Below are 13,353 nucleotides of genomic sequence, written 5' to 3'. Positions count from 1 at the left end.
TGATCGCGGTATCCAGAAAAAAATTTAAAAAAACTGGATCCCGTGGTCAAGCCACGGGATGACAAAATAAATGATTATAAATATAGCAAGAAAGTAAATAAAATATGTTATTATCAAAATATTTTTTACCTGTGTTAAAGGAAGAGCCAAGTGAAGCTCAAGTAACTTCGCATAAATTAATGCTTAGAAGTGGAATGATTAGGCAGCAAGCAGCAGGGATTTATACTTGGCTTCCGCTTGGCTTAAAAGTATTGAAGAATATCGAGAATATAGTACGCTTAAATATGAATAAAGCGGGAGCTTTGGAAGTGCTAATGCCTTGCATTCAGCCGGCACATTTATGGATGGAATCGGGACGTTTTGATAATTACGGTAAAGAAATGCTGAAATTTCAAGATCGCCACGATAATACTTTACTATTAGGTCCTACTAACGAAGATATGATTACGGATATTTTTCGTCATAATATTAAGTCATATAAGGATTTGCCGAAAAATCTTTATCATATCCAATGGAAATTTCGTGATGAGATTAGACCTCGTTTTGGTGTTATGAGAGGACGAGAGTTTTTAATGAAAGATGCTTATTCTTTTGATATAAATGAAGAAAATGCCGTTAAAACCTATAATAAAATGTATAAGGCTTATATCAACGCTTTCAGGGATTTAGGCGTGTTTGCTATCCCTGTTATTGCCGATAACGGTCCGATCGGTGGCAATTTAAGCCATGAGTTTCATATAATCGCTGAAACTGGTGAAAGTACTATTTATTACGATAAAAAATTTAAGACATTAAAAGATAATCCTGATATCGATGTAGAGGAAATTAAAAGTTGGTATGCGGCAGCTGAAGAAAAATATGAAGTAAATAAATTACCTATATCTGAACAAGAAATAACCAGCAGTAAAGGAATAGAAGTCGGGCATATTTTTTATATAGGCTCAAAATATTCGGTTAATATGAATGCACTTATTAATGATGAGCATGGTAAACTAACTCCTATAGAAATGAGTTCTTACGGTATAGGCATTTCAAGGTTAGTTGCTGCTATCATAGAAGCAAATTGTGATGAGAAAGGTATCATATGGCCTTCTAGCGTTGCTCCTTTCAAAGTTTCTCTAATTAATTTAAATATTCATGATAGTAAATGCGTAGAGCTTGCGGAAATGGCTTATAAAGAGCTATCAGATAAAAATATAGAAGTATTATATGACGATACCGAAGCACGTCCAGGCAGTAAATTTGCAACGCATGATCTTATAGGCTCACCTCATCAAATTATAATTGGTCCTAAAAAAGCCGCAAATAATATTGTTGAATTAAAAGATCGTAAAAGTGGTGTTATAGAAGATATTGAGGTAGGTAGTCTAATGAGTGTATTGTAAAATAAAGAAATATACATCATTACGAGGAAATTGCATAGCAATTGATGAGGCAATCTCAGGAGTTTGTTATTATTGCATGAGATTGCCACGCAGTCTACGGCTGTTCGCAATGATGATTTTGGAGTCATGCAATAAGGCTAATACCCTATGGGAATGATATAGCAAAAATATTCTTCGTAGACAATGATAGTATCATATGATACTATCATATAATGAATAGCAAACCGTCTTTTCAAATAACTAATAAAATCTTGGAGTTATCACAAGATATTTCTTATAAGCTTGGTATTTTAGCCGGTAGCAAGCTTTACTCTCAACCTATAAAACTTAGAAAAAATAATCAAATTAAAACCATCCATTCTTCTTTAGCAATTGAAGGAAATAGTTTAAGCGTAGAGCAGATAACCGATATAATAAACGGCAAGCGTGTACTCGCACCTGAAAAAGATATTGTAGAAGTAAAAAATGCTATAAAACTATACAATAATCTGACTATATTTAATCCCTGCAAAATTGAATCATTATTAAAAGCACATGAGATATTAATGCAAGGATTAGTAGAAGATAACGGAAAGTGGCGTAAAGGTAATGCCGCTATATTTAAAGGCACAGAGATTATACATTTTGCCCCTACGGCACGCCGTGTATCTTTATTAATGCAGGATTTATTTGAGTTTATAGCACAAGATAAGCAAATTTCTGGAATAGTTAAAGCTTGTATATTTCATTATGAGTTTGAATTTATCCATCCTTTTTCAGACGGTAACGGACGAATCGGTAGATTATGGCAACAATTATTACTAATTCAAGCTAATAAAATTTTTGAGTATATTTCCGTTGAAAGTTTGATAAGGAATAATCAAAGTGAATATTATAGTGTTTTAAGTAAGTGTGATAGGCTTGGTGAATCGACCTTATTTATCGAGTTTATGCTTGATAGAATAGTTGCAGCATTAAGATTATATAGTAATAGTATTACATATGAGGCAAATACGCCTTTATCTAGAATGGAATTTGCTAAGGTTAATTTAATAGATCAATGGTTTTCTAGAAAAGATTATATTACTGTACATAAAAATATTTTACATAAAAATATTTCTACGGCAACGGCTAGTAGAGATTTGTTATATGGTTTAGAGCGTAAACTTTTAATAAGTAAAGGGGATAAGAATCAAACTTATTATAAGTTTGTGTAGTTTTTAATGTGTCATTCCCGCTTTCGTGTATGAGGGTTAACTTAAGAGAAGAAAAAATCTCTGATGCCATTCCCGCGAAAGCGGGAATCCAGTACTTTAAAGCTTTTTAAAAGCTCGGTTTATCTTGCTTTATCCCTAGATTTCTGCTTTCGTAGGAATAACATCATATCACTGATTCAAAAAGAGATTAACATGAAAAATTTTATAAAATATTTGGTTTTTTACCGGTCTATATATTAGTAGTGACGATAATAGTTGCTTATATGGTTTTGGCTCAAACTATTCCTAATGATGGGCTGTCATATGATGGATAGACCGTTTGTTATTCATTACATCTTAACAGCAATTATTACCGCTTTACCAACACTAATTTTAATATATAGTAAAAAGAAAAAGTAAATATATGATCGGTAAATTAAGCGGTAAAGTTGATTTCCAAGGCGATGATTACGTTATAATTGACGTAAACGGGGTAGGGTACTTAGTCTATGCTTCAGGTAAAACTTTAGGTAAACTTGCTGCAGGGGAGTTTTATAAACTATTTATCGAAACCCATGTTAGAGAGGAACATATTCATCTTTACGGTTTTTTGACTCTAGAAGAGAAGAATTTTTTTAATTTGCTACAATCAGTAAACGGTATAGGTACAAGAATGGCTTTATCTATCTTATCAAACCTTACGCCTTCAGATATTCAAATTGCTGTAAATAATGAAGATAAAAATATATTTAAAGTAATATCCGGAGTAGGGGCTAAACTTGCTGAACGTATAGTGCTAGAGCTGAAAGGTAAAGTAGCGAAAATATCAAGTGGTTCAGCTATTATTAAAGAGAGCTTAAATATTAAGAATATCACACCCGTTGCAAGTAATGAAGTAATAAAAGCTCTAGTAAATCTAGGATTTTCTAGATTTGAAGCTCAAAACGCTGTTCAAGGCATCATTACCAAAAATCCCGAAATCTCTATTGATGAATTAATCAAAACAGCCTTGAAAAATCGAAATTCTAATTTTTAGTTGATAAATTAGCAGTTATTTTATATTAATTTTAATTACTAAAATTAATATAAAATAACTGTCCAAGTTAATAGAATATTTAGGGAAAATACAGGCTGAAGAAATATTAAAAGAGCTAGAGAAAGACCCTGCTACTTTAATTATTACCGAGGTTAATTTTGTACCACAATCACCGGTATTTGCAGCTGCTGGATACTCTAAAATTCCTGAAGATGTTTTAAATGGGTTATTTAATGCTTTACAAGGAGACGCTACTATAAAGTACTTAAAAGCACTGATAGTTTTGAGTGGAGTTTAAAATCAATAAAGTTATTTGCTGAATTTTTTAAAGATCCGCTATGCCGAATTACCGACATTAGTTTTATAAATGCTTTGAATAATGTTAATAAGATAGATGTTCTTTTAGATACCTTAAGAGTAAACGAAACAAAAATAAGCGATTTAGATATAAGTGGGATATTTTTTGATAATAATGTTCCTGCCTGATCCTCATTTGTTAAAAATACTAAACTTGCCGGATTGAATTTTTCATTAAGTACAGAAGTAAGCGAGGAATCAAAGAAAGCCTTATCGGATGTTATAAAAGAGAATAAAAGCTTAATTGGATGTAATATTTTAGGTTATAAGATAGGAATGAAATCTCAAGATAGACAAGAATTGGACGCACAAATTACAACAATAACTGATGAAAATAACCTTACTCTAAAATATGTAGCAGAAGTTTTGAAAAATTATTATGAAAATCCTAATATAATATTATCAAATGAGATATTTGGCCATTATTTCAAGTTATATAAAGGATTAAATCAAAATTACCTTAAAGAAGAATTACAAAACTTAGGCGTCACTGATACAGAAAAATTTTTTGACACCGTAGATAAACTTAGAGAAGGGGTAACTAGTTTCTATGAAGAGGGCTAATATAAAAGTCTAAAATAATTTATAGCATAAAACTATTTTTTGGCTATTATTAGTCATTATATTCGATTTAAAATAATGACTAATATATTATCACCTGAAAAAAGTGAAAATGATCAAGAATTGCCGATAAGGCCGTCATATTTGCAAGAATTTGTCGGTCAACAGCAGATTAAAGAAAATCTTTCGGTATTTATTAAGGCTGCAAAATCTCGAAATGAGCATCTTGATCATACTTTATTTTACGGTCCGCCCGGGCTTGGTAAAACTACGCTTGCTAAAATTATCTCTAACGAAATCGGCGGTAATTTTAAATCCACCTCCGGTCCTGCTATACTTAAGGTCGCTGATCTTGCTGCTATTCTTACCAATCTTGAAAAGAACGATGTATTATTTATTGATGAAATCCACCGCTTAAATACTGCGGTTGAAGAGGTTTTATATCCTGCTATGGAAGATTTTGAGCTTGATATAATTATCGGTGAAGGATCTGCCGCAAGGTCAGTGAAAATAACCTTGCCGAAATTTACCTTAATCGGTGCTACCACACGCCTCGGGCTGCTTAGTAATCCTTTGCGTGATAGGTTCGGTATCCCTATGCGGCTAAATTTTTATAATACCGAGGAATTGAAGAAAGTTCTCAATAGAGCGAGTAAACTACTTGATATTGATTTGACCGATTCGGGTTCTGCAGAAATAGCTAAAAGAAGTAGAGGAACGCCAAGAATTGCATTAAGATTGCTTCGTCGTATAAGAGATTTTGCAGCAGTTGACGGTAAATCAAGAGTAGATAAGGAAATCTCTGATTTTGGGTTAAATCGTTTGGCGGTTGATCGCATAGGACTTGATAGCAATGATTATCGTTATCTAAAATTCATAGCGGATAATTATAACGGCGGTCCTGTCGGAATTGAAACGATTGCAGCTGCCTTATCTGAACAACGTGATGCACTTGAAGAAACCATAGAGCCTTATCTTATACAGATAGGTTTACTACAAAGAACTCCTAGAGGTAGGGTAATCACGATTGCCGCTTTTGAGCATTTGAAAATGCCTGTACCGAATCAATCACATCATCAAATTAATATTTTTAACGAGAATGAATAACAATAATTTAAATGATAACTACACAGCCGCAGATGTTATAAAAAGGCTGATAAAAGATCATGTTAAACCTTACGCAAATAAAATATATTTTTCGATATTTTGTATGGTTGTTGCAGCACTTTGTACGGCAGTGATCGTACATGCAGCTAGACCTATTATTGATAAGGTTTTTTTAACGCATGATAAGAAAATGCTTATAATAATGCCTATAGTGCTTACTGTAACTTTTGTTATAAAAGGAATTTCAGAGTATTATCAGAATTATCTAATAAAATTTGTTGGGCAGAGGGTACTAAACGATTTACAGATAAAAATGTATGAGCATTTGTTATTTGCCGATATTTCTTTTATTCAAAACCAATCTTCAGGACGTTTAATATCTCGTTTTACTAATGATATTTCTTTGATGCGTGGAGCTGTTTCTAACTTACTTGTCGGATGTGCTAAACATTTCCTAACTGTGGTATGTTTAATAGCAACAATGTTTCATTTAGAACCGCTATTATCTTGCGTAGTTTTTCTTGTTTTCCCTTTAGCTGTTTATCCGGTGCAAAGGATGGGTAGAAAGATAAGAAGAATATTTGCACAGTCACAAGAAGAGCTTGGGCATTATACCTCTCGGCTTGATGAAACATTTCAGTCAATTAAGATTATTAAATCTTTTGTAGGCGAACAAATAGAAAGTAATAGAGCATCGTTGATTATTAATAATATTTTAGAGTGCTACAAAAAAACATCTAAGCTAGATGCGATGGTTTCACCGATTATGGAGGGTTTAAGCGGGCTTGCAGTTGGAGGGATGGTATGGTATGGAGGTAATCTAGTCCTGGAGGGGAAAAGTACGCCAGGGGCTCTTTTTGCTTTTTTGGCTTCTTTTGCAGCGGCTTATAGACCGTTTAAAAGTTTGGTATCGTTAAATGTTAATTTGCAAGAAGGAATAGCAGCAGCTAAGAGGGTATTTAGTATTTTGGATACCGAGCCTCTTATTAAAGATCATGAAGATGCTAAAGACGTAGATTTATATAATCCACAAATTACTTTTGAAAAACTAGCTTTAAGGTTTGAGAGTAAAATAGCTATAAAATATATAGATTTAAGGTTAGAGCCTTATAAAATTATTGCGTTTGTCGGGCGTTCAGGTAGTGCTAAGACTTCGCTTAGTAATTTATTAGTGCGTTTTTATGATCCAAATGAAGGAAGAATTTTAATTAATAATCATGATATTAAAGATATTAAGCTTACTTCACTTAGAGGTCAGATTTCCTTAGTGACTCAAGATACTCATTTGTTTGATACAAGCGTTGCAGAAAATATAGCATATGGTCAGGAAAACGCTACAAGAGAAGAAATAATTAGAGCAGCAAAATATGCCGATGCTCATGAGTTTATTATGCATCTGCCGAATGGTTACGACACGCAGATAGGGGGGCAGGGGATGACTCTTTCAGGCGGTCAGCGTCAGCGTTTATCTATTGCTAGAGCTTTCTTAAAAGATGCTCCTATTTTAATTTGGGATGAAGCAACAAGCAGCTTAGACCAAGCTTCCGAACAGAAAATTCTAGAATCGTTAAAGAAATTACGCCAAGGAAAAACCACTTTAATTATTACGCATCGTTTAAGCAGTATTACCGATCTTGATAATATTATCGTCATGAAAAACGGTGAGATTTGTGAACAAGGCACTCATACACAATTGCTTAAGAATAAAGATGAATATTATAGGTTGTATAATAAGGAGTTAAGAGAAAATGGTTGATTTATAAAGTAAATAGCTTATATTTATTAATTATTATTGCAACACTAATATTTCCGTCATTGCGAGGAAATTATGTAAGTAATTGACAAAGCAATCTCAAGATACTTAACAAGATTGTCACGTCGGGACTATGCCCCTCCTCGCAATGACGATTTAATGAAATATCACAATGCGCATTACCAAGATTTTTAAAGACTATCGATTATTTGAAATATTTATTTTAGGAATAGTGAGCGGTGTGCCGCTGGTTATAATTTTTTCTACTCTTGCGGTATGGTTAAAAGAATCCGGTATAGATATCGCCGTTATTACTACTTTTGCGGTTGCAAGGTTATCATATTCGTTAAAAGTATTTTGGTCGCCTCTAGTCGACAATTTTAAAATACCTTTTTTAAGTAGATGGGGACATCGCAAAAGCTGGCTTATATTATGTAGCTCTTTAATGGCTTTAGTACTAATTGCTATGAGCAAGGAAAATCCTGAAGTTTCTTTAACTTCTTTCTATTTTTTGACTATATTATTAGGCTTTTTATCTAGCACGTTTGATATTGCCGTTGATGCGTTGCGTATAGATAAGTTTGATCAAGACACACAAAGCATAGCTAGTGCAACCGCCGTATTCGGTTATCGAATCGGTATGCTTATTACAGGGGCAGGTGCTTTGTACCTTGCAGAAATAACTGGAAATAATTGGCAACTAACTTTCTTTGTTATAGCTATAATATTTGTCGTTGCAACGATATTTATAATAACCGTAAACGAAAAAGAATTAGTAAGAGAAAAAATTAATATTATTTCTATTACTTCATGGATTTCTACAGTAATTAATCCTTTCAAGGATTTTTTCAAAAGAGAGTTTGCTGCAACTATTTTACTTGCGGTAATATTTTTTAAATTAGGCGATGCTATGCTTGGAGCGGTTGCCTCACCTTTTTATATAGAGCTTGGTTATACAAAAGGCGAAATAGCAATAATAGCTAAACTTTATGGATTGATTGCAACCTTAGTCGGCGGTTTTGTCGGTGGTATTGTAATGTATAGGGTGGGGAATTTTAAAGGTTTGATTATTACCGGTATTGCACAAAGCTTAACGCATTTTGCATTTATTTGGCTTAATCATCAGCATCCTTCTTTTGAAGCTTTATTCATTGCTATTACTATAGAGAATTTTGCTGCTGCTATGGGTGCTACTGCTTTAGTCGGATATATAGGTAATTTATGTAATAAAAAATATTCCGCAACACAATATGCTTTACTTAGTAGTGCTAGTAGTTTATGTAACAATACTGTCACTATTTATGCTGGAAAACTCGTAAATATGATAGGCTGGGACGGTTTTTTCCTCTTTACTATAATTTTAGCCTTGCCTGCTTTGTTTATATTAATGTATCTTAATAAAAAGGTTAATGTGTAGTAAGTATTATTTTCATCGTCATTGCGAGCGACCGTAGGAAGCGTGACAATCTAGGAAAATAATAAAAAAATGCTATGCATTTTTTACTGGATTGCTTCGTCAAAATTTTCAATTTTTCCTCACAATGACGAAAAATCACACTTGGTTTAATTTGAATAATATTTTATTTATTTAAAATGTTTAGGAAATTTTTATTACCTTATGTTTTTGTCGTAACATTTTTCTTTGCGCCTATAAGCGAAGCAAAAAAAGCCGTAAAAAATACCCCTAAACCTCCTGTTCAAACTAGTTTAGTAATTGATGCAAAAAGCGGTAAAGTGTTGCAGGCCCATAATTCACAAATTCGGATTTACCCTGCTTCTTTAACTAAGCTAATGACTCTATACTTAATGTTTGAAGCAATTGAAGCTGGTAAGTTACCTTTAGATAAAAAATTACTTGTATCAGCAAAAGCTTCAAAAATGCCGCCTTGTAAGCTGGGTTTAAAAGCAGAGGAAACTATAACCGTTCGAGAGGCAATTAATGGATTAATTATAAAATCTGCTAATGATGTCGCTGTAACGGTTGCTGAGGGCATGAAAGGTTCAGAGAAAGCTTTTGCTCATTTAATGAATGTTAAAGCTAAACAGCTCGGTATGAAGAATACCTATTTTAAAAATGCTTCAGGTTGGCATGACCCATTGCAGCAAACGACCGCAAGAGATATGGCTAAACTTGCTATGGCTTTGAAGAGAGATTATCCTAAATTTTATCCGTTATTTGCTAAAACCAGCTTTGTATTTCGTGGAAACGTAGTAAACGGACATAATATGGTTACTAAAAATTATCAAGGTGCAGAAGGGATGAAAACAGGTTTTCATACACCGGCAGGTTATAATTTAGTAACTACTGCTTCTAGGAACGGTAAATCATTGATTGCCGTTGTTACAGGCAGTAAAAGTGCCGCATCTCGTGATCAAAAGATGATGGGGCTACTAGATCAGCATTTTAATATTAAGCCTATAGTCCCTAAACCTTCAATCAAGCTTGCCTCTAATAATAAATCTACTACAAAAGCTAAATCAAAAATAATAAAGAAAAAGAATATACGTAGTTGATATGTATCGTCATTGCGAGACCACAAAGTGGTCGTGGCAATCTCATGAGGTAATACAAAAATTCCTGAGATTGCTTCGTCGAAACTTAAGTTGCTACTTGCACTGACGTTAAAAAGCGAGCCATGCAACAACGCCTACGACTACTGACGATTTAATATTCACACATCTTTTAAGGAGTTACTGCCAATTTATACTTTAAATTTACAAGTTTTATATGACAATTAACGCTACATTTATTGTTTTTTTTAACTTTATTAGATGAAGATTTTTTAGAGTTTTTAGCTAAAGTTTTACTTTGTGGTTTTTTTAGATTAATATTTTTTAGAAATTTCTCAGTTTCATTAGGTAAATATTCTATTTTTACTTTAGTTATACCTTGATTTTTAAATGCTAAAATTTCAGCCGCTTTTTGAGAAACATCTATTATACGATTTTTCTTAAAAGGACCTCTATCATTAACCATTAAAATTACTGCTTTATTATTGGCTTTGTTGGTAACTTTAACTAAGCAAGGGAGCGGAAGAGTTTTATGTGCAGCAGTTAATAAATTTCTATTAAATCTATCGCCGTTAGCTGTTTTTTTGCCGTGAAAACCGTCTTTATGTCCACCGTACCATGAGGCATAACCTGTTTCGGTAAAAGATTTAGGGTTGTGAGGTTTGTAAGTCTTTCCTTTTATTTTATAATTTTTACCGACTTTATAATGTCCTTTATAAGTTAGATTATGAGGATCATCTTTTGATAATTCTTTGTAAGAATATTTGTGGGAATAAGGTAATCTTTTTGAGGTATTACAACTGCTTAGACCGAAACAAAAAATTAACAAAAGTAATAAACCCTTTGCATAACGTGCTCCTAAAGGTAATTTGTATACCTTTGATACTTCAAGATTTGGTACGTCAAATTTCGGGATTCTCCTGTGTTCACGTATTTTTATAAGCTGTGCAGGCTCACCACTTATTTGATTTCCAACGTTTGAAACATCTGCGGTATACGTCAATCCGGTACTCGCATCCTCACGTATTGAAGTGTACGCTGCGGTGCTACATACCGTGTTGCCTTCAAATTTCTCTTTATTAGCTTCGTTCTGCAAGAGGTCTAATTTGAATTTATGATTCTTCACTATTATCATTATTTGTGTTAAAGTTATTCATTATTTTAGCGTAACACACAACTTTTTCAACACCTTTTATTTTTGATGCAATAGAAGCAAGCTTTTCTAGCTCTTCTTCTGATCTTGCAACTCCAAATAAATAAACAATATTATCTATAGTTAGAATAGTATAATTAGCAAATTTAATGTCTTTGCTGACTAAATTTTTAGCTTTAATTTGCGTGGTTATCATACTATCTTTAGTATATTGGGCTAAGTCAAAATGATTACTGTTTTTATTTACTTTCAACTCATTAATAACTTCTTTTACGCTTTTTTGATTCCAAGCAATTTCTACGGCTTTTAACGCATCAGATTCTTTTTGAATATTTCCTGTTAATAATACTCTTCCTTGTGATACTTCAACCTTTATTTTAGCACCTAAATCTCTAAAATTATTTTTTACTAAATCAGCTTTAATGCTGGCAGAAATCCTTGCATCATTTAATGTTTCAGACATTTGTTGATCTTTTGAAGCAACAATGCCGGTAGTGGTTGCTACGGTAAAAATAGCAGGTAAACAAGCAGATAGACTAAAAGAAAGAGCTATAAAAATTAGAACTCGTAATATCATAACAATAGTACCCTACGATTTTTAAAAAGATTGTATTTGTTCAAGAATTAACTGTTTGTTTATTATAGTACCGGACAATTTTTAAAAAGCCATCGGTGTTATCTCTGTGAAAGCAGGGATCCAGTGCTTTTCTGTGTCATCCCGCGACTTGATTGTGGGATCCAGCTTAAAATACTAATATTATTAGTATTTTAAATTGTTTGTATGGACCCCGTCGTCAAGCCACGGGGTGATACAGTGGATTTTACCGGTCCATGCAACAACGCCTACGCGGTAATGACATAAAGTAAAAATAGTAAGGTATTATATATCATATCTTACTATTCGGTAATTTATTCTTTAATAAAAGAGGTAATTGCAGTAAAATAAATATAAAAGTCATAGGTATTACACCGAATACTTTGAATTTTACCCATGTTTCATCTGAGTAATTACGCCAAACTATTTCATTAACTATAGCCATAAAAAAGAAAAAAGCCGCTGTTCTATAGCTTAAGGTTATCCAACTTTCTTCTTTAAGACGTACTATACTCTCTAAAGCATATTTGATAAAAGGATTTTTTCTTATACCGCTCATGAGAAATATTATTCCAAAAATAACATATAATATAGTAGGTTTGATTTTTATATACATTGAATCGCCGCTAATTAAAGTAATGCTTCCTGAAACTAATAAAACAGTCGTAGAAATAATAGAAAGCTTGGATACTTGCTTATCTATAACATAACAAAGGGTAATACAAATAACAGAGGTAATAAGCATATAAAGAGTAGCGTGTTGTATACCGCCTCCATAAAAAAAGCCTGCAAAAAATGCTATTACCGGACCAATTTCTGATAAAAGTTTTAACATATTTAATTTAATTGTTCTATTTGATAAAATTAATTTGATTCATTTTTTTGTACTGATATTAAGTTATTTTTGGAATATCTTAATTTTATTTGTATGACAATATTTATCAGTAATATAGTAGTAAAATAAGCCAGTACTTGTAGCCCGTTAGGTCTTGCAATATAACCGGTAACAATATGTAAGATTTTACCTATCATACTTCTATCTGCTACTAACCATGAACTATCCCAAAGTTGATCGGATAAAAACATAACTAGACCGGAAGAGGTTAAAATACCTGCAGCACTTGCTGCAAATCCGCCTGCTATTAGCATTAATAATATGGTAGAGATTTTAAAAATATATTTTTGATTAGCAATCTTAATGAAACCGAAATATATTACTAAACCAAGTAAGAAGCCACTTGTAGCACCTATTATCACTCCTTGCAAGTAAATACTGCTTGATATTGTTTCAACTGAAGATATGCTATATACTAAAATAATAATTTCTGCACCTTCTCGTAATATAGTAGTGGCAACTAAAAAAAACAACATGAAATAACTGGCATTACCTTCATGAATTTTTACTGATAAGTCGTTTATATGTTGCTTTACTTTTATACCGTAACCTTGCATCCATATTATTGTCCAGCTAATCAGAATTGTTATTAGTATCATAATTCCGGAATCGAATAACTCGTCGCCTATTCCGCCAAAAGATAAAGATAATTTACGTGTAAAAAATGCAAAAATTGAAGCAAATACTACTCCAAGCATGACTCCAGCAATAATATAAAGACGAGATTTTTCTATTTGTTTTGTTACGACGAGTATTACACCAAGTAATAAGGATATTTCTAAACATTCACGAAACACTACTAAAGCAATTTTAAACATATTTTTT

General features: G+C 32.6%; 12 protein-coding genes and 1 pseudogene. 9 read left to right on the top strand and 4 right to left on the bottom strand.

Going from position 1 to position 13,353, the window contains the following annotated elements; translation table 11 throughout:
- Positions 1-104: 104 nt before the first annotated feature.
- The 9 genes and pseudogenes from proS to GCO76_RS02105 all read left to right on the top strand — a co-directional run bounded on the left by proS (position 105) and on the right by GCO76_RS02105 (position 9,888).
- The gene (proS, locus tag GCO76_RS02145; RefSeq protein ID WP_410956022.1) at positions 105-1,385 is read left to right on the top strand and encodes a proline--tRNA ligase; all 1,281 of its coding nucleotides are present in this window, start codon (positions 105-107) and stop codon (positions 1,383-1,385) included.
- 212 nt (positions 1,386-1,597) lie between these two features.
- Positions 1,598-2,581: a Fic family protein gene (locus GCO76_RS02140; protein WP_410956021.1), complete on the top strand. Its 984-nt coding sequence runs from the start codon at positions 1,598-1,600 to the stop codon at positions 2,579-2,581.
- A gap of 192 nt (positions 2,582-2,773) precedes the next feature.
- Positions 2,774-2,980, top strand: a pseudogene (locus tag GCO76_RS02135) (Holliday junction ATP-dependent DNA helicase RuvA).
- A gap of 4 nt (positions 2,981-2,984) precedes the next feature.
- Positions 2,985-3,596 (top strand): Holliday junction branch migration protein RuvA, encoded by a 612-nt coding sequence (gene ruvA / locus GCO76_RS02130; RefSeq protein WP_410956020.1) that lies wholly within the window; start codon positions 2,985-2,987, stop codon positions 3,594-3,596.
- 633 nt (positions 3,597-4,229) lie between these two features.
- Positions 4,230-4,517 carry a hypothetical protein gene (locus GCO76_RS02125; RefSeq protein ID WP_410956454.1) on the top strand — a complete coding sequence of 96 codons (288 nt, stop codon included), beginning with the start codon at positions 4,230-4,232 and terminating at the stop codon, positions 4,515-4,517.
- Positions 4,518-4,592: 75 nt separating this feature from the next.
- Entirely contained in the window at positions 4,593-5,621 is a 1,029-nt protein-coding gene (gene ruvB, locus GCO76_RS02120; protein ID WP_410956019.1) for a Holliday junction branch migration DNA helicase RuvB, read from the top strand.
- Positions 5,614-7,377, top strand: a complete 1,764-nt coding sequence (locus tag GCO76_RS02115) for an ABC transporter ATP-binding protein (RefSeq protein ID WP_410956018.1) — start codon at positions 5,614-5,616, stop codon at positions 7,375-7,377. Before ruvB ends, GCO76_RS02115 begins: the two co-directional genes overlap by 8 nt.
- 169 nt (positions 7,378-7,546) lie before the next feature.
- Complete coding sequence (locus GCO76_RS02110; protein WP_410956017.1) at positions 7,547-8,791, top strand: AmpG family muropeptide MFS transporter; 1,245 nt, start codon at positions 7,547-7,549, stop codon at positions 8,789-8,791.
- A 176-nt stretch (positions 8,792-8,967) separates the two neighbouring features.
- Positions 8,968-9,888: a D-alanyl-D-alanine carboxypeptidase family protein gene (locus tag GCO76_RS02105; RefSeq protein ID WP_410956016.1), complete on the top strand. Its 921-nt coding sequence runs from the start codon at positions 8,968-8,970 to the stop codon at positions 9,886-9,888.
- A 169-nt stretch (positions 9,889-10,057) separates the two neighbouring features.
- Here GCO76_RS02105 and GCO76_RS02100 read toward each other — a convergent pair whose 3' ends face one another.
- From GCO76_RS02100 to GCO76_RS02085, 4 genes are all read right to left on the bottom strand, one after another.
- Complete coding sequence (locus GCO76_RS02100; RefSeq protein WP_410956015.1) at positions 10,058-11,020, bottom strand: septal ring lytic transglycosylase RlpA family protein; 963 nt, start codon at positions 11,018-11,020, stop codon at positions 10,058-10,060.
- On the bottom strand, positions 10,998-11,615 hold the full coding sequence (locus GCO76_RS02095) for a BON domain-containing protein (protein WP_410956014.1): 618 nt from the start codon (positions 11,613-11,615) through the stop codon (positions 10,998-11,000). Before GCO76_RS02095 ends, GCO76_RS02100 begins: the two co-directional genes overlap by 23 nt.
- A gap of 310 nt (positions 11,616-11,925) precedes the next feature.
- Positions 11,926-12,468 (bottom strand): septation protein A, encoded by a 543-nt coding sequence (locus GCO76_RS02090; RefSeq protein ID WP_410956013.1) that lies wholly within the window; start codon positions 12,466-12,468, stop codon positions 11,926-11,928.
- 29 nt (positions 12,469-12,497) lie between these two features.
- Positions 12,498-13,346 (bottom strand): FTR1 family protein, encoded by an 849-nt coding sequence (locus GCO76_RS02085; protein ID WP_410956012.1) that lies wholly within the window; start codon positions 13,344-13,346, stop codon positions 12,498-12,500.
- Positions 13,347-13,353 lie beyond the last annotated feature (7 nt).

This window comes from Rickettsia koreansis (assembly GCF_046532895.1).
GTDB classification, from domain to species: Bacteria; Pseudomonadota; Alphaproteobacteria; order Rickettsiales; family Rickettsiaceae; genus Rickettsia; species Rickettsia rickettsii.
This window is presented reverse-complemented; position numbering and strand designations above follow the sequence as displayed.

Coding starts and splice junctions, on each gene's coding strand:
- GCO76_RS02090 (WP_410956013.1), bottom strand. CDS start 12,468: ATGTTAAAACTTTTATCAGAAATTGGTCCGGTAATAGCATTTTTTGCA.
- GCO76_RS02110 (WP_410956017.1), top strand. CDS start 7,547: ATGCGCATTACCAAGATTTTTAAAGACTATCGATTATTTGAAATATTT.
- GCO76_RS02095 (WP_410956014.1), bottom strand. CDS start 11,615: ATGATATTACGAGTTCTAATTTTTATAGCTCTTTCTTTTAGTCTATCT.
- GCO76_RS02100 (WP_410956015.1), bottom strand. CDS start 11,020: ATGATAATAGTGAAGAATCATAAATTCAAATTAGACCTCTTGCAGAAC.
- GCO76_RS02105 (WP_410956016.1), top strand. CDS start 8,968: ATGTTTAGGAAATTTTTATTACCTTATGTTTTTGTCGTAACATTTTTC.
- GCO76_RS02085 (WP_410956012.1), bottom strand. CDS start 13,346: ATGTTTAAAATTGCTTTAGTAGTGTTTCGTGAATGTTTAGAAATATCC.
- ruvA (WP_410956020.1), top strand. CDS start 2,985: ATGATCGGTAAATTAAGCGGTAAAGTTGATTTCCAAGGCGATGATTAC.
- ruvB (WP_410956019.1), top strand. CDS start 4,593: ATGACTAATATATTATCACCTGAAAAAAGTGAAAATGATCAAGAATTG.
- GCO76_RS02140 (WP_410956021.1), top strand. CDS start 1,598: ATGAATAGCAAACCGTCTTTTCAAATAACTAATAAAATCTTGGAGTTA.
- proS (WP_410956022.1), top strand. CDS start 105: ATGTTATTATCAAAATATTTTTTACCTGTGTTAAAGGAAGAGCCAAGT.
- GCO76_RS02115 (WP_410956018.1), top strand. CDS start 5,614: ATGAATAACAATAATTTAAATGATAACTACACAGCCGCAGATGTTATA.
- GCO76_RS02125 (WP_410956454.1), top strand. CDS start 4,230: ATGAAATCTCAAGATAGACAAGAATTGGACGCACAAATTACAACAATA.